Source organism: Kitasatospora sp. A2-31 (assembly GCF_022288725.1).
Classification (GTDB): Bacteria; Actinomycetota; Actinomycetes; order Streptomycetales; family Streptomycetaceae; genus Kitasatospora.
The window spans coordinates 294,024-315,113 of sequence record NZ_JAKNTA010000005.1 but is presented as its reverse complement, the minus strand read 5'-3'; the positions used below and the strand labels follow the sequence as shown (position 1 = coordinate 315,113).

The following is a 21,090-nucleotide window of genomic DNA, read 5'->3' as shown; positions in this document are numbered from 1 at the left end:
TGCCGGCCGGCCGCCGGTCAGGACCTGGCGCCGAGCGCCTTGCCGATGTCGCCGATGACCACGTCCGCGGCGAGCGGACCGCCACGGGTGGACCAGACCGAGCCGTCCACGGTGACGGTGTGGTTGTTCTTCACCGCGCCCAGCTCCTGGTAGGCGGGCTTGGACTGGACGTCCTTCAGCGCGGCCCTGCCGTCGTCGGTGAGGGTGGAGAGGAACAGCCAGTCGCCGTCGATCTCGTTGATCTTCTCCAGGCTGAGCGCCGGGGTGTGTGCGTTGCCGTCCTTGTCCTGCGCCTTCGGGCGGGTCAGGCCCATGTCCAGGGCGACGCCGCTGGCGAACTGCCTCTTCTCCATCCAGCTCGGCCCGGTCGGGTTCCAGCGGACGATGGAGACCGCGGCGCCCTTGGCGGCGCCGAGCTCGCCACCGGCCCTGGCGGCCTTCGCGTCGTAGTCGGCGATGACCTTGTTCGCCTGGTCCAGCTTGTTGACGGCGTTTCCGATGCCGCGGAAGGAGAGCTTCCAGTCGTCGGTCGGCGCCATCGTGACCAGCGTGGCCGGGGTGATCTCGCGCAGCTGCTTGAGCACCTGCTCGTCCTGCATGTCGCCGGCCAGGATCAGGTCCGGCTTGGCGGCGATCACCTTGTCCATCACGGGCTGCAGCAGGTTGCCGACCACCGGGACGCCCCGGACCCTGTCCTTCAGGTAGGCGGGCGGCTCGGCCAGGCCCTGGCCGTTGGTGATGCCGACCGGCTCGATCCCGAGGGCGAGCACCGCGTCCAGGTCCTCCTGGGTGAGGGTGACGACGCGCCGGGGCTCGGCGGGGATCTCGACGGCCCTGCCGGTGGCGTCCTTGACGGTCCGCTTGCCGCCGGCGGCCGCGGCCGGGCTGCCGGACGCGGAGCCCTTGTCGGAGGGCGCCTTCTCGGAGGAGCCGGACGAACCGCAGCCGGTGAGCAGGAGCGCGGCCGCCCCGGTGGCGGCCAGCGCCTGGACCGCCCGGCGGCGGACGAGGGGGAGCGGGCTCTGGGCGGTCGACATGAGTGCCTCCGGGCAGGGGTGTTGCAGGGGAGTCGGGCCGGGCCGCGGCAATCGGTGCAGGGCCGGACGGCCGTCGGAACGCAATGGCCATTAGGTTAGCCTTACCTTATGACCTTGTCGCAAGTGGGTGCCGCCGAACCGCCCCGAACCGGCCCGGACACCGCCCCCGCCGCCGGCCCCGCCTCCGACGCCCGGAACCCCGCCCCCGCCGCCGGCCCGTCCGCACCGCCGGCGGCGACGCGGGGCGACGCACGAAGCGGCCCCCGCACCGCCTGGCTCACCGTCGGCGGAGTCCTCGCCGTCCTGCTCGCGCTCACCGCGCTCTCGCTCTGCGTGGGCGCCGGCGAGGTCGGCCCCGCCCGGGTGCTCGACTACCTGCTCGACCGCGGCGGCGCCCGCGCCGACAGCCGGCTCGCCCTGGTCGTCGGCGACCTGCGCCTGCCGCGCACCCTCACCGCCCTGCTGGTCGGCGGCGCGCTCGGGGTCGCCGGCGCCCAACTCCAGTGCGTCACCCGCAATCCGCTCGCCGAGACCGGCCTGCTCGGCGTCAATGCGGGCGCCTCGCTCGGCGTCGTCCTCGGCATCGCCGTCCTCGGCGTGCAGAGCAGCTACGCCTACCTCGTCTTCGCCTTCGGCGGGGCCGTCCTCGCCAGCGGGACCGTGCTGGCCTTCTCCGGCGGCCGGGGCGGCGGCTCGCCGGTGCGCCTGGTGCTCGGCGGCTCCGCCGTCGGCGCGACCTTCGGCGGACTGACCGGTGTGCTGATCGTCAACTCCCCCGAGGCGTACGACCGGTACCGGGTCTGGGTGCTCGGCTCGCTGGCCGGCGTGGAGGGCTGGACGACATTGCGCCAGCTCGCCCCGGTACTCGGCGTCGGCTTCCTGGCGGCCGCGGCGACCACCCGCCCGCTCTCCGCACTCGCACTGGGCGACGACCTCGCCCGGGGCTTGGGCCACCGGCCCGGCGCCACCCGGGCGGCGGTCGCCACCGCCGTCACCCTGCTCACCGCGTCGGCGGTCGCCCTGGCCGGCCCGATCTCCTTCCTCGGCCTGCTGGCCGGCTTCCTCGCCCGCGCCGCCGCCGGCCCGCGGCTCGGCCGGCTCACCCTGCTCGCCGGCCTGGTCGGCGCCTCCGTCCTGACCGGAGCCGACGTGCTGGCCCGCGTGGTGGCCCGTCCGTTCGAGGCGCCGGTCTCCGTGATCGTCGCGCTGATCGGCGCGCCCGCCCTGATCGCCATCGTCCGCTCCCGGCGGACGGCCGCGCTCGGGATGACCGACACCGCGCCCGACGGGTCCGCCCCCGGACGGCGGAAGGAGACCGCCCGGTCGCCCCGGCCGGACGTGGTGCTGCGGCGCGGCGCGCTCTCGGTGCTGGTCCCCCGCCGCTCCGCGCTGGCCGCGCTCGGCCTGGCGGGCGCGCTGCTCGCCGCCGTCGTCGTCGCCGCGCACGCCGGTCAGAGCGATCTCGACCTCGGCCGCACCTTCCGGGCGGTCTTCGGCTACGGCGACCGGCTCGACGTCCTGCTGGTGCAGAGGTTCCGGCTCGGCCGGATCGTCGCGGGCATCGCCGCCGGCGCAGCGCTCGGCCTGGCCGGCTGCCTCACCCAGACGCTCGCCCGCAACCGGCTCGCCACCCCCGAACTGCTCGGCGTCAACGACGGCGCGACCGCCGCCGTGCTGATCTCGGTCACCGCCTCGGGCGCGTTCGGCGCCTGGTGGGCCGGGCCGGTCGGCGCGCTCGCCGCCGTCGCCGTGGTCACCGTGGTCTCCGGCGGGCTCGGCGCCCGCGGCTACCGGGTGTTGGTCGTCGGCCTCGCGATGTCAGCCCTCGCCTCGGCGGTCATCCAGGTGGCGATGGCCCGCCGCTCGCTCAACTCGGCCGGATCGCTCTACGTCTGGACCTCCGGCAGTCTCAACGGCCGCGACCAGGAGGTGGCCACGCCGGTCCTGGTCGGGCTGGCCGTCCTCGTCCCGCTCGCGCTGGTCGCCGCCCGCCGCCTGGCGGTGCTGCGCTTCGACGACGACGTGGCGTCCTCGCTCGGCGTCGACCCGGCCCGGGTGCGGCTCGCCTGCCTGCTGCTGGCCGTCGCCCTGGCCGGCCTCGCGGTCGGCGTCTGCGGCCCGGTCGGCTTCGTCGCGCTGGCCGCCCCGGTGATCGCCGGGCGGCTTGCCGGGCCCGCCCGCGTCCCGGTGCTCGGCTCCGCACTGGTCGGCGCGGTGCTGATCGTGCTCGCCGACACCCTCGGCCGGGTGCTGATCGACGGCGTCGAGATCCCGGTCGGCATCGTCACCACCGTGCTCGGCGGCCCCTTCCTGCTCTGGGTGCTGCTCGGCCGCAAGGGCAACCCCGCCTGATCCCTAGGAGTCACCACCGTGCAGAACCACGTCCCGCCCTCCGACGAGGAGTTCTGGGCCCGCGTCGCCGCCGAGGGCGCGCCGCTGGTGGACCCGGACCCGGACGACCCGGCCTACCGGCTGGTCACCTTCGTCCACCGCGACGAGCCGGCCGGCGATCCCCCCGACGCCGTGCTCGCCCTCCTCCACACCGTCACCGACAGGGACCGGCACGCCGACGACCTCGCCCCGCACCTGATGCGGCGCCGGCCGGGCGGCTGGTCCCACACCTACCGGCTGCGCGCCGACCACCGGGCCTCGTACCAGCTGTACCCGGTGCGGGGTGCCGTGCCGGGCACGGCGCGCGCCGACTGGCTCCGCGTCCTGGACGGCGCCCGCCCCGACCCGCTCGCCCGCGGCCCGCAGCTGCCCGCGCGCGACGGCCGCCGGCCGTCCTCGGTGCTCAGCCTGCCGGACGCCCCCGCCCAGCCGTACGCCCGGCGGCGCGCCGGCGTGCCGCGCGGGCGGACCCTGGCGGCCGAGGTGGCGGGGCGCCGGGTGGACGTCCACCTCCCCGCCGGGGCCGGGGCCGGCGACGGGCCGCTGCCCGTCCTGGTGCTGCTGGACGGCGAGATGTGGGGCGAGGTGCTGGCCGTCGGCGACACCCTGGACAACCTCGCCGCGGACCGCGCGATCCCGCCGACCACGACCCTGCTCGTCCACACCATGGGCCCGGGCCGCCCGGAGGACCTGAACTGCAACCCCGGCTTCGTCGACCTCCTCGCCGACCGGCTGCTGCCGTGGGCCGCCGCCGAGCACGGCACGGCGCTGGCGCCGGACCGCACGGTGGTCGCCGGTCAGAGCGCGGGCGGCCTGACCGCCGCGTTCGCCGCCTTCCGCCGGCCGGACCGGTTCGGCAACGCGCTCTGCCAGTCCGGCTCGTTCTGGTGGCCGGACGGGACGGAGTTCGACGCCGGCAGCGAGTGGCTGACCAGGCAGTTCGCGGCGGAGCAGCGCCGGGAGGCCCGGTTCTGGGTCGAGGTCGGCCTGCAGGAGTGGATGCTGCTCACGCAGAACCGCCACCTCCGGGACGTCCTGGTGGCCCGCGGCTACGACGTCGAGTACCGCGAGTTCAACGGCGGCCACGACTACGCCTGTTGGCGCGGCGGACTGGCCGACGGCCTGATCCACCTGCTGGGCTCGCCCGAGCGGGAGGTCCGGCCCGCCGGCGCCTGACGCGGCCGAGGCGGGGCCGGGCGCCGCACCCCGGCGGGCCGACCCGCCGGGCGGGCGTGTTGCCCCATGGTTCGTGGGCGATCGTCAACTAGTCTGCGTCGACGAGGTGACAGGTGACGTCACACCGACGAAAGGGCTGATCATGGTCGAGAACTACACGGATCTGCCGGCGCCGGAGTCCGTGCGCATCATCGACTTCGACGAGGCGCAGGTCGTCCCGGGGATCGTGCCGGGCACCTTCATCCTCATCGTGAACGGGGTCATGCCCTACCAGAACATGACGGTCCGCCTGTCGCCGCGGGTCTACATCGAGCGGCCGGTCTACTGGGGCATCGAGGTCGTCGGCTCGCTGCCCGGCATCGGGATCCCCGCCACCGCCCCGTACACCGTGTCCCTGCCGCTGGACGGCGTCCTCGGGACCAGGGGCATCGAGGTGATCGGAGCGAACCGGACCCAGCAGATCTCCGTGCCGTAGCCGCGCCCACCCCCCGGGGGTCCGCGGCCGGTCGAACCGTCCGGTTCCGCGGCCCCCCGAGGGGCCGGGCACCCGGGGCGACCGGAAGGGCGATTCCCGTGCGGCCCCCGCTGGGGCTTTATACAATGTCACATTGTGACTCACCGCCCGTTCCAGCCCTCCGTCGACTACCCGCCGCTGGCCCGGCTGCTCTCCGCCGCCGGGCCGAGGCCCGTCACGCCCGCGGAGTTGCGCGCCAAGGACGCTCAACTGCCGCCCACGGGAAGCCTCTTCGCCGGCCCCGAGGGACTGCTCACCGGCTTCGGGCGGATCCGCCTCGTCGAGCCGGGCCCGGACGGCGAGCTCGCCGCCTTCGCCACCGCCTGGCGGGCGCCGTGGACGCCGCCCGGCGACGTCGCCTCGCTCGTCGTCGGCACGAAGGGCCTGCCGCCCGAGCGCCTGCTCCCTCTGATGGACGCGCTGGAGCGCTGGGCCCGCGGCGCGGGCGCCCGCCGGCTCCTGGGCGAACTGGCCCAGGGCCACCCGGAACTGCTCCGCCTCGCGATCGCGCGCGGCCACCGGATCGACGCGCACATCCGAACCGCCTCGGCCCGGCTGGACACCCTCCCGCCGGCCGTGCCCCCGCCCGGCATCCGCCTGGGCACCCTCGCGACCACCTCCGCGCCGCAGCCGGCCCTCCAGCTCTACCGGCTCTACCGCGAGACCCTGCGCGACAACCCGGGCTTCGTCGACGCGCTGCCCGACTTCGACCACTGGTACGCGGAGGCGGTGGCCGGCGAGGGGTGCCGCCCGGACTGGATGTTCACCGCCGAGTGCGCGGGCCGGATCGTCGGCGTCACCGCCGCCCGCGCCACCGACGACCCGCGCACCTGCCGCATCGACTACACCGGCGTGCTGCGCCCCTGGCGGGGGCGCGGCCTCGCCCGGAGCCTCAAGCTGCACGCGGCCCGCCGCCTCGCCGGCCACGGCGTGCGGACCGCGCACACCGAGGTCGAGGCCGGCAACACGCCGATGGTCGCGGTCAACTCGGCCCTGGGGTACCGCTGGGGGCCGGGACACCACCGGCTGGTGAAGCAGCTCTGACCCGGCACCGGCCGGCGCGGGAGCGGTCGTCCACGCCGGGCAGCCGGGAGTCGAGGCGGCCCAGCTCGGCGGCGACCACCTCGGAGGCCATCGCCCGCAGGGCGACCACGGTCGGCGCGATCCGGGCGGCCCGCCGGGCGGCGCCGGCCCCGGTTCCGTCACCGGCCGCCGAGCAGCGACGGTCCGGCCTGGCTGGCCACCAGCTCCCGGTACGGGAGGCAGCGGGTCAGCAGGGTGGGGTGGTCGGCGGCGTCGACGACGGTCCCGCGGTTCATCATGATCACGTGGTCGGCCCGCTGGACCGTGGTGAGCCGGTGGGCGACCACGACCACGGCCCGGTGGCGGGCCAGCCGCTCCACGATCTCGCGGAAGCGCAGTTCGTTGAGGCCGTCCAGCTGGCTGGTGGGCTCGTCCAGCAGGACGATGTCGGCGTCGGCGAGCAGCGCCCGGGCCAGCGCCATCCGCTGCCGCTGGCCGCCGGAGAGGTCCGACTCGCGGCCCAGTACGGTGTCCAGGCCCTGCGGGAGGCGGGCGACGTCCTCGGTCAGGCCGACGGCCGCCAGCGCCTCGGCCAGCTCGCCGTCGGTGGCGGCGCCGACCCGGCCGAGCTGCAGGTTCTCCCGTGCGGTGGCCTCCAGCAGGGTGAACGCCTGGTCCACGTAGGCCATCCGGGCGCGCAGCGCGGCCAGCGGCCAGCTCCCGGCGTCGTGGCCGAGGACGCTGATCGCGCCGGCGGAGGGCCGGACGAACCGGCCGATGAGCGAGAGCGCGGTGGTCTTCCCGGCCCCGGAGGGGCCGACCACCGCCGTCAGTCCGGTGCGCGGGACGCTGAAGGAGACGGCGCGCAGGGCGGCGTCCTGCGACCCGCCGTGGGTGTAGGTGACCGAACGGAAGACCACGGCCGGGGCGTCCGGTGCCGGGTCGGGGGCGGTCCGGTCGGCGTCGTCCGGGTCGGCCTCCGGCGACAGGGCGAGCAGTTCGTTGCAGCGGTCCCGGGCCGCCAGGCCGGCCTGGAGCCGTCCGAAGCCGGTGGCCAGCGTGTTCACGGACGGGACGGTCTGGAGCAGGTAGAGCAGGAACGCGGCGAAAGCCGCCACCTCCAGGTCGCCGGCCGCCATCCGGGCCCCGCCGGTGAGGATCACCGCGATCATCGCGAACTGGTTGCCGAGGGTCAGCACCGCGGGCACCAGCGCGCCGAGGCGGGCCCCGGTCAGGGAGACGGCGCGCAGCTCCTCGGCGTCCTCGGCCAGGGCCCGGTCGGCCACCGGTTCGGCCCGGTACGCCTTGATGGTGGTGAGCGCTTCGAGGTTGGCGGTGAAGCGCTGGGCGATCCGGCCGACCGCGTCCTGCTGACCGCTCACGTTGGCCCTCATCCGGCGCATGATCAGCAGCACCAGGACCGTCAGCACGGCGAGCGCGGCCACGGTGACGGCGGTGAGCACCCAGTCGATCCAGACCATCACGCCGAGGGTCGCCAGGACGCTGAGCGCGGCGAGCGGCAGCTGGGTCGCCACCTCGACGACCTGCCGCAGCAGTTGCGCGTCGGAGGTGACCCGGGCGGCGAGGTCGCCGGTGCCGCGGGCCCGCACCACGGGCAGCGGCAGCCGCAGCGCATGCGCCATGATGCCGACCCGCAGGCGGTAGGTCATCCGCTCGCCGATCCGGGCGAGTTGGAAGCCGGAGAGGGCCTGGGCCAGTGCCCCGCCGACGGCGGCACCGGCCATCATCAGCAGGCCGGGGGCGAGCGAGCGGTGGGCGGAGAAGTCGCCGACGATCTTCTGCACCAGCAGCGGGAGCGCGAGACCGGCGGCAGTGGCGGCCACGGCGAGCAGCAGGGCGACGACGAGCCGGACGGGCTGGGCGGCGAGTTCACGGCGCAGCCGGACCGGGGGCGGCACGGGGGTGTCGGCGTTGGGGGGCTGGTCGGCCACGGATTGCCTCTCTGCTGGGGCCGGTGTGACGCTGCGGCCGGTCGGTAGGGCGGCCGGGCCGGTCTGCGAGGACGGCCGGTCCGGCGAGGACGGGCGGGCGGACACGGCGGGGTGCGGGCGAGCGGACACGGGTTGGCTCGGCGGACACGGGTTGGCTCGGCGGACACGGGCGGGGCGGTGCGGCGGACGGCTCCCGGGACCCCCGGCGGGCGCCGCACCGGAACCCCGTCGCCCCGAGCCGGGCCCGACCACGGACCGGGCCGCAGCGGAGACCGCTGCGGCCCGGTGACCGGCCAGGTGCCCGGAGATCACCGGGCCGGCCCCGCCGTACTACCCCGCCCTACGGGCGGGGGTACGGCTCAGAGGCAGAGGAGCGTGCTGACCGTGCTGGTGCCGCAGTTGAGCACGCTCAGCGAGCTGGTGCTCGCGAGGGTGTCGTCGATCGGGGCCGCCTCGGTCTCGGGCAGCTCCATGGTCTGGAGGTCGAGGATCGCCATGACGTTCTCCTTCACTGTGCGGTGAATCACCCGGCCGGGCGGCCGGGAGCCTGGGGGCGCGGCAGTCGCGCCCTGGGGGACGGGCCGGGCGGCCCGTCAGCGGGGGGTGGGGCGCGAGCGCGGCGGTGCGGTGCCGGGCGCCCCGGTGAACGGGAGGAAGGGGGTGCCCGCGAGGGCCGTGCCCAGTGCCAGCAGCACTCCGGCGGAGCCGGTGGCGAGGTCGGTCGAGAGCCGCAGCAACTGGTCGCCGGGGAAGGCGAGCCACCCCCGGTAGGGGATCTGGTGCAGGGCCAGCAGGGCGCGCTGCCGGTCCAGCAGCGTCGCACCGCCCTCCTCCCCCGCGCCAGGACCCGCCGCCGGACCGCCGGTGCCGGGCGGGGCGACGCCGGCGGCGCGGCGCTGGGTGAGCGCGAGGTAGCCGAGCAGTCCGGCCCGCCCGTTGAACAGGCCGGGCTGGATGACGAACTCGGGCTCGCCGGCGCGCCGGATCGGCGCCTCCCGGTCCGCCAGGGCGGAGTCCGGCCGGTGGGCGAGCAGCGCGTCCAGCGCCAGCCCGATCCCGGCGCTGCCGGTCTCGATGTAGGGCAGGACCCGGCGGCCGTCGACCACCTGGAGCGTCCCGTCGGCGACCATGACGCACCGTTCGAGGTCCAGTTCCAGCAGCGTCTCGGCCTGGTCGAGCAGGGCTTGGTCGCCGGTGTGCTCGTGCAGCCGGACCAAGGCGAGCGCGGCACCCGAGGCGCCGGCCAGCAGTCCGGCGCGGCGCCGGGGGTCGCTGTTCCCCGCCTTCTCCCACGCCCCGGCGGCGGACCTGGCCTGGCTGAGCGCCTCCTCCAGCAGCCGGTCGTCGCCGGTGGCGACGGCGAAGTGGAGCAGCGTGAGGGCGATGCCGGGACCGCCGGCGGCCAGCCCCGCCCCCGGTTCGGCCCCCGTCGCCGCCGCGGTGAGCCCGTGCAGGAGCTCCACCGCCTGCTCGCGCTCGCCCAGCAGGTCCAGGACGTAGGCCACGCCGTGGCCGCCGTGGTAGAGACCGGGCGGGAGGGTGCGGCCGCGGGCGGCGCCGGCCAGCCAGCGGACGTGGCCGGGGTCGACGGCGGCACCGGTGGCGTGCAGGGCGTAGAGCACGCCGGCCGCACCGTGGGCCAGGCCGAGCCCGCCCTGGGTGAACTGGGCGACGTCGCCCGGGAAGAGCCGGTCGGTGCGGTCGGGGGTGGCCGTCGCGGCGATGCCGGCGGCGAGCGAGTCGCGGATCGCCGGCCAGTCGGCGACCGGCGCCTCCAGCAACGCCCTGGTCTCGGCGCGGCCCAGGTCGAGTTCGGGACGCGGCGTCCGGCCGTCGGAGGGCGCGGAGCCGAGGTAGCGGCGGATGTCGTCGGCGTAGCCGGCCGGGACCGGGAAGCGGCGTTCGACGGCGTCCGCGAGCTGCGCGGCCTTGCCCGGGTCGAGGGCGGTCAGCTGGGCCAGCGGGAAGAAGAGCCAGAGGCGGAGCGCCGCCAGCCCGTACCGGTCGATGTCCGCCCCGGTGTAGCCGGGCGGCGCGGTGAATCCCGCGGCTCCCAGCGCGGGCCGGAGGAAGGCGTCGAGGGTGCTGGCGAGTTCGAAGTCGATGAAGCTGAGCTCGCCGTCCGGCCGGATGATCAGGTTGCGCGGGTGGAGGTCACCGAAGACCACGCCGCGGGCGTGGATCCCCGCCAGGGCCCGCTCCACCTGCTCGACGACCGCGAGGGCGTCGCGGGTGTACTCGGCGACGGCCTCCTCGTCGGTGCCGGGGTGGATCAACGGGTAGCGGGCCGTCAGCCACTCGCTGAGGGACTGTCCCTCCACGTACTCCTGGACCAGGAACTCGTGCTCCCAGGCGGTCAGCAGTCCGTGCTCGGCGGGCACGCCGGGCACGCCGGCCAGCCGGGCGAGGATGCCGTGCTCGTTCCGCAGCCGGGTCACCGCGTCGACGCCGCGCTGGTCCAGGCCGGCGAACGGCCGGGCCTCCTTCAGCACCACGGGCGGCCGGTCCACGCCGTCGCGGGCCAGGTAGACGCCGCCGGCGTTGGAGAAGTGCAGGACCCGCTCCACCGTGTAGGGCAGCCCGGTGTCCTGCTGGGCCGCGCGCTCGGCCACGGCCGGCGCGATGCAGTCCGGGACCGGAGCCCAGGGCGGGACGGCGAAGCCGGCACCCCGGACGTCCGGGACGAGCCGTCCGTCGGGCCCGGTCAGGGCGAGCACCCGCTCCCCCTGCTCGTTGCGGCAGTAGCGCTCGGCGAAACCGCCGTACCGGAGGTAGAGCGGCCCGTCGGCCCAGCGCAGGTCGCTGAGGATGTAGGGACCCTTGCGGCCGGCCAGCAGTCGGCCGAGCCCGTGGAGACATCGCTCCAGTTCCCCGTCGTCCACCGGGTAGAGCGTGCAGAACTTGCCACTGGAGCCGCGGGGCGCGTACTTGGAGTTCTGCACCTGGAGGATCGGCAGCCCGCGCAGGAACTTGAAGGTGATGCGCTCGCCCAGGCAGTAGGAGTGGACGGTCTCCAGCACCTCCTCCGCGGTCTCGACGCACGAGGAGACGTGGATCTTCCAGCCCTGGTCGGGGATCCGGACGCCGGTGGGACGCACGACGGACCACATCTCCAGCTCGCTGCGCTCCCAGCCCTCGGGCAACGGCCGGGTGACGGCGGCGAACTCCTCGTGCGCTCCCCAGCGCCGGGGCGAGTCGTAGAAGAGCGGGTCGGCGTAGGCGTAGGCCTCGTACCGGTTGTCCAACGGAACCCTCCTCGGTGCAGGGATCTGCGCAGGCGGGACGGCGGAGAATGCTGGTGATGGTGGAGAGCCGGTGTCCATCGCGCCCGGCGTCGCGGAAGTGCCGGCCGAAAGCCACGGTGTGGAAGTGCCGTATGGCGATCCGACCATCAGAATGGTGAAGCCACAGAGGATCCCTCGGCAACGGCGCACTTTCCCTACGACGGAACGATTCCGCGCACCGGTTCGCGCCCCGATCGGACCCGTGAGCCGGGCGCGGGACGGTGCGCCACCGCATGGCGCGGGCGGGCCGGGGCGGCGCGTGCGCGCCGCCCCGGGCGACCGCCCCGCTGTGGCCGGCCGATCGGTCCACACCGCCTCCACCTGCGACGACGGTGCGGCTACGGCCCGGACCGAGCCGCGACGGCCGGACCGGAACTCCCGTGGCGGGCTCCGGCGCACGCCCGGCGGAGGCCGGGATTCCGCCGCTCGGCGTTCACCCGCCCGGACACCGGAAATCCATCGGAAATAGCGAACGTCATATCATATTCCGCACTTCTGTTCTATGAAGGAATTCGTCCACGGCCGCGAATTATTCGTTGCTGCTCGGCCACTGCTCGGCCGACCGGGGGCTCGGAAACTCCTCACGGCATCCGAAAGCAACCGACGGCATCCCGGGGAAACGCGGCGGCCCCGGGAAACGCCGGGCGGGAAACCGCCGCGAGCCCGCCCCGTGAGGTTCGGGGCGGGCTCGCGCGCGTCCTGGGAAGCCCCGGCGCCGGTCCGGGCTAGTCCATCGGCGGCGGGCCCGGGGCCTCGCGGGGGAGGCGGGCCGCGACCAGCGTGCCGGCGGCGACCAGCACCGCCGTCAGCAGCAGCGCCGCCCGGTAGGGGCCGGGCTCGGCCGCGTGGGTGCCATCCTCGGCCAGAACGCCGACCAGGGCGGCCGTGGCGGCTATGCCGAGGGCTCCGCCCAGGGTGCGGACGATGGTGAAGAGGCCCATCGCCCGGCCCATCGCGGGCGGCGCCACCTCGGCGAAGCCCGCGATCTGCAGGGTGAGCACCGCGGTGCCGAGGATCAACCCGATGCCGAACATCAGCGCCCGGACCGCCCAGGCGTTCCCGCCGACGCCGGGCGCGGCGAGCACCGCCAGCACGAGGGCGGCGAGGAGCAGCGCCGGTACCGCGAGCCGGCGCGGGCCGGTCCGGGGCAGCAGGCGGTCCACCACCTGGGAGGCGGCCATCAGGCCGATCGCCTCCGGGAAGACGCTCAGCCCGGCGTCCAGGGCGGAGCCGCCGAGGGCCGCCTGGTGGAGCAGCGGGAAGACGAACAATGCGCCCATCAGTCCGGCCGAGGTCAGCAGGGCGAGCCAGGTGGCCGCACCGAAGACCCGGTCGGCGAGCAGCCGGAGGTCGACCAGCGGCTCTTCGGTGCGCAGTTGGTGCCGGACTGCGGCGCCGAGCAGCAGCAGGCCGATCACCCCGGCGGTCGCGACGGCCGGGGAGGACCAGCCGCGTGCCGGGCCGAAGCCGAGCGCGTAGGTGAGCAGGGCGAGGCCCGGGGTGGCGAGCAGGAAGCCGGCGGTGTCGAAGCGGCCGGCCCGCTCCTCCTCCCCCGCGGGCAGGCCGAGCAGGCCGGTGAGGACGGCGGCCGCGCCGATCGGCACGTTCACCAGGAAGAGCCAGTGCCAGGAGAGGTGTTCGGTGAGGAAGCCGCCGAGCGGCGGCCCGAGGGCGGGCATGAGCGCGGTCGGCACGATCAGCACCTTGCCCAGCCCGGCGCGCTCGTGCGGTGCGAAGGCGCGGAAGAGCAGCGTCATCCCGACCGGGGTGAGCAGCCCGCCGGCGACGCCCTGGACGGCCCGGGCGGCGCAGAGCGCGCCGAGGCCGGGCGCGGCGGCGCAGAGCGCGGAGGCGAGCGTGAAGCCGGCCAGCGCGGCGAGGAAGACCCGCTTGACGCCGTACCGGTCGCCGAGCCGGCCGGCCGCCGGCAGCGCGAGGGCGAGGCCGACCAGGAAGGCGGTCTCCACCGCGTTGGCGGCGGAGACCGGTCGGCCGAAGTCCTCGGCGATGGTGAACAGCGCGGGGTTGACGATCGTGGAGTCCAGGCCGCTCATGCACATCGCGGCCGTGTAGACGACCACCACCGCGACGCGCCCGGCGAACCGGGGGCGCGCCGCGGGGGCCGGGGCTGCGGCGCCGGTCACCGTACCGGGCACAGGTCGGTCCAGTGGGCGGTGATCCAGTCCAGTGCCTCGGCGCGCGGGCAGGGCCCGTGGGCGGCGGTCCAGCCGGCCGGGACGGCGGCGAAGGCCGGCCAGAGCGAGTGCTGGCCCTGGTCGTTCACGAGGGCGAGGAAGTCGCCGTCGCCGTCGAAGGGGTTGGCGGGGGCGTCACTCATCGGTGGCGTTCTCCAGGGTTGCGAGGTGTTCGGCGACCACGCGCGCGATGTGCGCGATCGGCTCGGGCAGGGTCATGTCCTTGTGCGAGCAGGCGACGTCGGTGTTGTGGATCCGGCCGGCCGTGTAGGGGGCCCAGAGTTCGGGCACCAGGGTCTCGTCGACGGTGTCGACGGTGGCGCGGAAGAACAGCACGTCGCCCTCGAAGCGGCGGTGGTCGTAGCCGCGGACCAGGTGGTTGGTGTTGAGGTAGATCCGGTTGAGCGCCTCGACCGTGGCGTCGTCCAGACCGGCCAGCGGGCTGCCCTCGCGGCGCAGCAGCTCGGTCACGTGGGCGAGTTCGAGCGGGCGGCCGTCGAGGTCCGCGGGACCGAAGCCGCCCATGGTGAGCAGCGCCTCCAGGGCCTCGGCCTGGTCGGGCACCGGCAACTCCCGGAATCCCTCGGCGGGGTAGGCGTCGAGGACGGCCAGCAGCTCGACGGCGCAACCGAGTTCCTGCAGCCGGACGGCCACGGCGTGGGCGATGATGCCGCCGGTGGACCAGCCGAGCAGCCGGTAGGGGCCGTCGGGCTGGACCTCACGGAGCCGGTCGACGTAGTGGGCGGCCAGCTCCTCCAGGGTCCGCGGCAGCGGCCGGTCGGCGGTGGCGGCGCCGACCCCCTGGGCCTGCAGCCCGTAGATCGGCACGTCGGCGGGCAGATGGCGGATCAGGCCGGTGTAGCACCAGCTGAGGCCGCCGGCCGGGTGGACGGCGAACAGCGGGGCCCGCCTGCCGGGTGCGGCGGGCCGCAGCGGGAGCAGGACGTCCAGGGCGTCGGCGCCGCGGACGTCCGCGGCGAGGGCGGTGTCGAGGGCGGCCGGCGTCGGGGCCTGGAAGAGGGTGCCGATGCCGACCTCCAGGCCGAGCACGGCGCGGATCCGGGCGGCCAGGCGGACGACCAGCAGGGAGTGGCCGCCGAGGGCGAAGAAGTCGTCCTCGGGGCCGACCGCCGGCCGGCCCAGCACCTCGCCGAAGAGCTCGCAGAGCTGCTGTTCGCGCGGGTTGCGCGGGGGTCGTCCGCCACCGCCCGCGGGGGCGTCGGGGGCGGGCAGGGCCCGGCGGTCGAGCTTGCCGTTGGCGGTCAGCGGCAGCTGCTCCAGCAGCACGACCGCGGAGGGGACCATGTGGGCCGGCAGGTCGGCGGCGGAGTGGGCGCGCAGTTCCTCGGCGGTGGGTCGCGCGCCACCGGCGGCCGGCGCCGGCACGGCGTAGCCCACCAGGCGCCTGTCACCGGGCGCGTCCTCCCGGACGATCACGGCGGCGTCGGCGACGCCCGGGTGGGCCGCCAGCACGGCCTCGATCTCGCCGAGTTCGATCCGGAAGCCGCGGATCTTGACCTGCTGGTCGGCCCGGCCGAAGTACTCCAGGAGGCCGTCCGCGCGGCGGCGGGCGAGGTCGCCGGAGCGGTACATCCGGGTGCCGCGCTCGCCGAACAGCTCGGCGTACGGGTCGGCGACGAAGCGTTCGGCGCTCAGCGCGGGGCGGCCGAGGTAGCCGCGGGCCAGGCCGGCGCCGGCCACGTACATCTCGCCGGTGACGCCGGGCGGGACGGGCTGCAGGTACGGGTCGAGCACGTAGACGCGCAGGTCGGGGATGTTGACGCCGATGGTGCTGCCGGTGCCGGCGGCGGCGCTCGCCCGGTCGAGGGCGAGGTGGGAGACGTGCACGGTGGTCTCGGTGATGCCGTACATGTTGACCAGCACGGGTGCGTCGTCGGCGTGCCGCTCGTACCAGTCGTCCAGGCGGCCGAGTTCGAGCGCCTCGCCGCCGAACACCACGTAGCGCAGGGCGAGTTCGCGACCGGGTTGCTCCCGGTCGGCGGCACTGAGCTGGTAGAAGGCGGACGGGGTCTGGTTGAGCACGGTGACCCGTTCGCGCGCGAGCAGGTCGAGGAAGGCCGCCGGGTCCCGGCTGACCAGGTGCGGGACGACGACCAGGCGGCCGCCGTGCAGCAGGGCGCCCCAGAGCTCCCAGACCGAGAAGTCGAAGGCGTAGGAGTGGAAGAGCGTCCAGACGTCCTCGGCGCGGAAGCCGAACCAGTGGTCGGTGGCGGTGAACAGCCGGACCACGTTGTGGTGGGTGACCGGGACGCCCTTGGGCCGGCCGGTGGAGCCCGAGGTGTAGATGACGTAGGCGACGTCGTCGGCGGTGAGCGGCCTGGTGCGCTCGTGCTGGGCCAGCGGGGTGGCCGGGTGGGCGTCCGGCTCGCCGCCGTCGACCAGGATCCGCGGCACCCCGTGGGCGGGGAGGCGGTCGGTGGTGGCGGTGTCGGTGAGCAGCGCGGCGGGCGCAGCGTCGGCCAGCATGTAGGCGAGCCGGTCGGCCGGGTAGTCCGGGTCGAGCGGCAGGTAGGCCGCGCCGGACTTGGCCACGGCGAGCAGGGCGGTGACGAGTTCGAGCGAGCGCGGCAGGGCGAGCGCGACGACGGCGCCGGGGCCGATGCCGCGGGCGGCCAGCAGGCGGGCCAACCGGTCGGAGCGGGCGGAGAGTTCGGTGTAGTCGAGGCTGTCGCCCAGGTGACTGACCGCGGTCGCGGCCGGGTTGGCGCGGGCGGCGGTCTCGAACAGCTCGGGCAGGGTGGCACCGGGGGCGGTGGCGACCGGGGTGCCGTTCCACCCGACCAGGGCCCGGTGCCGTTCCTCGGCGCTGATCAGCGGGAGCCGGCCGATCGTGGTGTCGGGCGCGGTGGCGGCGGCGGTCAGCAACCGGGCGAGCCGGTCCGCGAGCGCCTGCACGGTGGCCCGGTCGAACAGGTCGGTGCGGTACTCCAGGAAACCGGCGAGACCGCCGCCGGCCCGCTCCCCCGCGTTGAGGGTGAGGTCGAACTTGGCGGTGCCGGAGGGCACGGCGGCGATCCGCGCGGTGAGCCCGCCGCCCATCGCGAACTCCGCGTCGGGGACGCTCTGCCAGGCCAGCATCACCTGGAACAGCGGGTGCCGGGCCAGCGAGCGGGGCGGGTTGAGCTCCTCCACCAGTCGGTCGAAGGGCAGGTCGGCATGGTCGTGGGCGGCCAGTACGGTGGCCCGGACCCGGTCCAGCAGGGTGCGGAAGGTGGGGTCGCCCGAGGTGTCGGTGCGCAGCACCACGGAGTTGACGAAGTAGCCCACCAGGGCGGCGGTCTCCTCGCTGTCGCGGCCGGCGACGGGCGTGCCGACGGGGATGTCGGTGCCGCAGCCGTGCCGGGTGAGCAGTGCGGCGAGGCCGGCCTGGACGGCCATGAAGACGGTGGTGCCGGTGTCGCGGGCGAGCTCCGCCAGCGCGGCGTGGGCGGCCGGTTCCAGGGTGAACGGCACGGTGGCGCCGCGGTGTCCGGCGACGGCCGGACGCGGCCGGTCGGTGGGCAGGTCGAGCTGGTCGGGCAGGCCGGCGAGGGTCTTGCGCCAGTGGTCGAGCTGGCGGACGGCCAGCGGGCTGGGCGCACCGACGGCACCGAGCAGCTGCCGCTGCCAGGCCACGTGGTCGGCGAACTGCACGGTGAGCTCGGGCAGTTCGGGCGCGCGGCCGGCGCTCCTGGCGGCGTAGGCGGCGGCCAGGTCGCGGGCCAGCGGGGTGGTCGAGGCTCCGTCGCCGGCGATGTGGTGGAGCAGCAGGAGCAGGGTGTGGCCGCCGTCCGGTTCGGTGAACAGCGTGGCTCGCAGCGGCGGTTCGGCGGCGAGGTCGAAGGCGTACCGGACGGCCTCGGCGAGCGAGTCCCCGTCGTGCAGCGGGACGTCGGTGGCCGGGAGGACGCGCTGGTACGGCTCGCCGTCGGCGGGCTCGACGCAGACGGTGCGCAGGGTCTCGTGCCGGCCGGCGAGGTCGGTGACGGCGCGGGCCAGGGCGTCGCGGTCGAGCGGGCCGGTGAGGGTGAGGACCAGCGGGATGTTGTAGGTGGGGCTGGGGCCCTCGAGCCGGTGCAGGAACCAGAGGCCGCGCTGGGCCGGCGAGAGCGGGAGCCGCTCGGCGCGCGGCGCCGGCACCAGGACCGGGCGCGCTTCGGGCGCCGAGCGCTCGCGCAGCAGGGCGGCGAGGGCGGCCGGGGTGGGGTGGCGGAAGACGTCGGCGAAGCCGACGGCCGCGCCGAGGGTCTCGCGCAGGCGGGCGGTCAGCCGGCCGGCCAGCAGCGAGTGGCCGCCGAGCTCGAAGAAGGAGGCGGACCGGCCGGGGGCCTCGGGCAGGCTCAGGACGGCGGCGAACAGGCCGCGGACCACCTCCTCCTGGGGAGTGGCCGGCGCGTCGTCGTCGCCCGCCGGCGCCGCGGCGGCCGGCTCGGGCAGGGCGCGCCGGTCGAGCTTGTCGTTGCCGGTGCGCGGCAGCTCGTCCAGGACCAGGACGGCCGCGGGCACCATGTGCGCGGGCAGCCGTTCGGCGAGGGCGGCGCGCAGCGCGTCCGGGTCGGGCGCGGCACCGGGTGCGGGGACGGCGTAGCCGAGCAGCCGCTTGCCCTGCGGGCCCGGCCGGGCGATCACGACGGCGTGCGCCACCTCCGGGAGCCCGCCGAGGACGGCGGCGATCTCGCCGGGCTCGATCCGGAAGCCGCGGATCTTCACCTGGTCGTCGGCGCGGCCGAGGAACTCCAGGGTGCCGTCGGCCCGGCGGCGGGCGAGGTCGCCGGTGCGGTACATCCGGCCGCCGGGCGGGCCGAACGGGTCGGCGAGGAAGCGCTCGGCGGTGAGGTCGGGGCGGCCGAGGTAGCCGCGGGCCAGGCAGGCGCCGGCCACGTAGAGCTCACCGGGGACGCCGTCGGGGGCGGGGCGCAGCGAGGCGTCCAGGACGTAGGCACGGGAGCCGCGGACCACCCGGCCGACGGGGGTGCCGTCCGGCCCGGGGGTCCAGGAGTAGGCGTCGACGGTGGTCTCGGTGGGTCCGTAGAGGTTGAGCGGGGCGAGGCCGTCGATGGCGGCCAGCCGCCGCCAGAGGGCGTCGGGGGTGGCCTCGCCACCGACCACGAGCACCGCCGGCCGGTGCCGGCCCTCGTCCAGCAGACCTTCGGCGAGGAGGACTTCGAGGTAGGAGGGGGTGACGTCCAGGTAGTCGATGCGCTCCCGGTCGACGTAGCGGGCCAGGGCGGCCGGATCGCGGTAGGTGTCGTCGTCCAGCAGGTGCAGTTCGTGGCCGTGGACCATCCACAGCACCGGGTCCCAGGAGGCGTCGAAGGCGAACGAGGCGCTGTGGGCGACGCGCAGCCGGGTGCGGCCGGTGCGGGCGAGGGCGGGGGCGATGTGGTCCTCGCCGTGGCCGGCGTGCAGGTTGGCGAGCGAGGCGTGGGTGACCACGACGCCCTTGGGACGGCCGGTGGATCCGGAGGTGTGCAGCAGGTAGGCGGCCTGGTCGAGGGCAGGTCCGGGCAGCGGCCGCCCGGCGTTCGGTGCGGGGGCGGGGGGCGGGGCACCGGGCAGCAGCCCGAGGTCGGCCCGGACGGCCGGGTCGTCGAGGGCGACGGCGGGCCGGCCCGTACCGCCGGAGCCGTCCGGGGCGTCGAGGCCGTCCGGACCGCCCGGGAGCGCCGCGAGGGTGGCGGCCGTGCCGACGGCGCAGACCGGGCGGGCGTCGGCCAGGACGTCCGCGATCCGCCGGCGCGGGTGGGCGAGGTCCAGCGAGAGGCAGGCGCCGCCGGCCTTGAGCACCGCGAGCACGGCGACGAGGGTGTCGGCGCTGCGCGGCAGGGCGAGTGCGACGGGCGCCCCGGCGCGGACCCCGAGGGCGGACAGGCGGTGGGCGAGGCGGTCCGCGGCGGCGTCCAGCTCGGCGAAGGTGAGCACGGATCCGCCGCACCGCAGGGCGACGGCGTCCGGGGTGCGGGCGGCCTGCTCGGCGAAGAGCGCCGGCACGGTGCGGGTGCCGGCGGGTTCGGCGCGGCCGGCCGTGGCGTGGCGCAGCGCGTCGGCGTCCAACAGGTCGATGCGGGCGATCGGCGTCTGCGGGTCGGTCAGCAGCAGCTCCGCGAGCCCGTCGAGGTAGCGGAGCAGGCCGTCCCGGTGGGCGGCGAGCGCGTCGGTGCCGTAGCGTGCCGGGTCGGCCTCCAGGAGGAGGCGCAGGGCGCCGCCGGGCCCGGGCGAGACGGCGAGGGCCAGGTCGTCGACCGGGCCGGCGGCGAGGTTGCGGACGGTGCCGGGCAGGCCGGCCAGGTCGAGGTCGCGCTCGAACGCCTTGATGTTGACCATCGGGCCGAACAGGGCGCTCCGCTCGCCGGTGAGCGCGAGGTCGCGGCGCAGGTCCTCCAGCGGGTAGCGCTGGTGGCGGCGGACGGCGCGCAGCTCCAGGACGACGCGGCGCAGCAGGTCGGCGGCGGTGTCCCGGGGGCGGACGGCGAGGCGCAGCGGCAGCACGTTGGCGGTGGCGACCGGGGTGCGCAGGGCCGCCGGCCCGCGGCGGTTGGCCAGTGGCAGGCCGAGCACGACGTCCTCGGTGCCGGCCAGGCGGTGCAGGTAGCCGGCCATGGCGGCGATGACCAGCTCGGCCCAGGTGGCCCGGACGGCGCCGGCGGCGCGCTCCAGACGGGCGAGCGTGCCGGCGGGCGACTCGGCGGCCAGGCGCGGGAGCCGGCCGGCGCCGGCCTCGGTGGCCGGGGCGCCGGCCGCGACGGCGGGCAGCACGGGGAGCGTGGCGGGCGCCTCGGCGCCGGCCAGCCGGTCGCGCCAGAACGCCTGGTCCGCGGCGTGGTCGGCGCTGTCGCGGTAGGCGGCCTCCTCGGCGGCGACCTCGGCCGGGGTGGCGAACGTGCGCCCGCCGGGCCGCTCCCCGGCGACGTACGCGGTGTACAGCTCGGCGACCCGGTGGCCGATCAGGGTGAGCGCATAGGCGTCCACGGCCAGGTGGTGGACGCGCCGGTACCACCAGTGGCGGTCCTCCCCGAGCCGGATCAGGGCCTGGGCGAACAGCGGGCCCTCGGTGAGGTCGACGGGCCCGGCCAGGTCCGCCCGCATCCAGGCCTCGGCCTCGGCGTCCGGGTCGGCGGCGGCGCGCAGGTCGAGCCGGTGCAGCGGCCAGGGCCGGCCGGGCTGCAGGCGCTGGCGCGGGGCGCCGTCCTCGGCGGCGACGACCACCGCGCCCAGCGCGTCCGCCTCGCCGACGGCCTGCCGGAGGGCTCCCTCGAAGAGGTCGGCGTCGAGCGGGCCGACGATCTCCACGGCGTCGCCGGTGTTGTAGACCGGGCTGCCGGGGTCGAGCGCCTGGGCGTACCAGATCGCCGCCTGGGTGGCGAGCAGCGGTACGTCGGCGGCGGGATCGGCGACGGGGTCGGACGCGGCCTGGTGGGGACGCATGGTTCTGAGAGCTCCTCGGGTCCGGCGAACGGAACGCCTACTTAGGTTAGCCTAAGCTATCTACATATCGTCTGGTCAACCGCCTGTCACAGC

The 21,090-nt window shown here is 76.1% G+C and carries 11 protein-coding genes; 4 read left to right on the top strand and 7 right to left on the bottom strand.

Annotation, left to right across the window (positions count from 1 at the left end):
- Positions 1-17: 17 nt before the first annotated feature.
- On the bottom strand, positions 18-1,037 hold the full coding sequence (locus MCM47_RS16265) for an ABC transporter substrate-binding protein (protein ID WP_238862336.1): 1,020 nt from the start codon (positions 1,035-1,037) through the stop codon (positions 18-20).
- 108 nt (positions 1,038-1,145) lie between these two features.
- On the opposite strand from MCM47_RS16265, the gene fhuB reads away from it, so the two are divergent.
- The 4 genes from fhuB to MCM47_RS43270 all read left to right on the top strand — a co-directional run bounded on the left by fhuB (position 1,146) and on the right by MCM47_RS43270 (position 6,162).
- Complete coding sequence (gene fhuB, locus MCM47_RS16260) at positions 1,146-3,389, top strand: Fe(3+)-hydroxamate ABC transporter permease FhuB (protein ID WP_238862335.1); 2,244 nt, start codon at positions 1,146-1,148, stop codon at positions 3,387-3,389.
- An 18-nt stretch (positions 3,390-3,407) separates the two neighbouring features.
- Complete coding sequence (gene fes / locus MCM47_RS16255) at positions 3,408-4,604, top strand: enterochelin esterase (protein WP_238862334.1); 1,197 nt, start codon at positions 3,408-3,410, stop codon at positions 4,602-4,604.
- Between the two features lie 106 nt (positions 4,605-4,710).
- Complete coding sequence (locus MCM47_RS16250) at positions 4,711-5,079, top strand: hypothetical protein (RefSeq protein WP_238862333.1); 369 nt, start codon at positions 4,711-4,713, stop codon at positions 5,077-5,079.
- A 135-nt stretch (positions 5,080-5,214) separates the two neighbouring features.
- Positions 5,215-6,162 carry a GNAT family N-acetyltransferase gene (locus MCM47_RS43270; protein ID WP_238862332.1) on the top strand — a complete coding sequence of 316 codons (948 nt, stop codon included), beginning with the start codon at positions 5,215-5,217 and terminating at the stop codon, positions 6,160-6,162.
- 158 nt (positions 6,163-6,320) lie between these two features.
- Here MCM47_RS43270 and MCM47_RS16240 read toward each other — a convergent pair whose 3' ends face one another.
- The 6 genes from MCM47_RS16240 to MCM47_RS16215 form a co-directional block, all read right to left on the bottom strand.
- Entirely contained in the window at positions 6,321-8,093 is a 1,773-nt protein-coding gene (locus MCM47_RS16240; RefSeq protein ID WP_238862331.1) for an ABC transporter ATP-binding protein, read from the bottom strand.
- Between the two features lie 359 nt (positions 8,094-8,452).
- On the bottom strand, positions 8,453-8,590 hold the full coding sequence (locus tag MCM47_RS16235; protein ID WP_176189324.1) for a SapB/AmfS family lanthipeptide: 138 nt from the start codon (positions 8,588-8,590) through the stop codon (positions 8,453-8,455).
- Between the two features lie 96 nt (positions 8,591-8,686).
- Positions 8,687-11,338, bottom strand: a complete 2,652-nt coding sequence (gene lanKC, locus MCM47_RS16230; RefSeq protein ID WP_238862330.1) for a class III lanthionine synthetase LanKC — start codon at positions 11,336-11,338, stop codon at positions 8,687-8,689.
- Between the two features lie 764 nt (positions 11,339-12,102).
- Positions 12,103-13,533: a DHA2 family efflux MFS transporter permease subunit gene (locus MCM47_RS16225; protein ID WP_374209142.1), complete on the bottom strand. Its 1,431-nt coding sequence runs from the start codon at positions 13,531-13,533 to the stop codon at positions 12,103-12,105.
- Positions 13,518-13,715, bottom strand: coding sequence for an MbtH family protein (locus MCM47_RS16220; RefSeq protein WP_238862329.1), 198 nt, complete (start codon positions 13,713-13,715; stop codon positions 13,518-13,520). The genes MCM47_RS16225 and MCM47_RS16220 overlap by 16 nt, the downstream gene beginning before the upstream one ends.
- Positions 13,708-20,997, bottom strand: a complete 7,290-nt coding sequence (locus MCM47_RS16215; protein ID WP_238862328.1) for a non-ribosomal peptide synthetase — start codon at positions 20,995-20,997, stop codon at positions 13,708-13,710. Before MCM47_RS16215 ends, MCM47_RS16220 begins: the two co-directional genes overlap by 8 nt.
- Positions 20,998-21,090: the final 93 nt, after the last annotated feature.

What these genes read in the sequence shown, in the direction of transcription:
- MCM47_RS16215 (WP_238862328.1), bottom strand. Translation starts at nt 20,997, where the DNA reads ATGCGTCCCCACCAGGCCGCGTCCGACCCCGTCGCCGATCCCGCCGCC.
- fhuB (WP_238862335.1), top strand. Translation starts at nt 1,146, where the DNA reads ATGACCTTGTCGCAAGTGGGTGCCGCCGAACCGCCCCGAACCGGCCCG.
- MCM47_RS16265 (WP_238862336.1), bottom strand. Translation starts at nt 1,037, where the DNA reads ATGTCGACCGCCCAGAGCCCGCTCCCCCTCGTCCGCCGCCGGGCGGTC.
- MCM47_RS16235 (WP_176189324.1), bottom strand. Translation starts at nt 8,590, where the DNA reads ATGGCGATCCTCGACCTCCAGACCATGGAGCTGCCCGAGACCGAGGCG.
- MCM47_RS16220 (WP_238862329.1), bottom strand. Translation starts at nt 13,715, where the DNA reads ATGAGTGACGCCCCCGCCAACCCCTTCGACGGCGACGGCGACTTCCTC.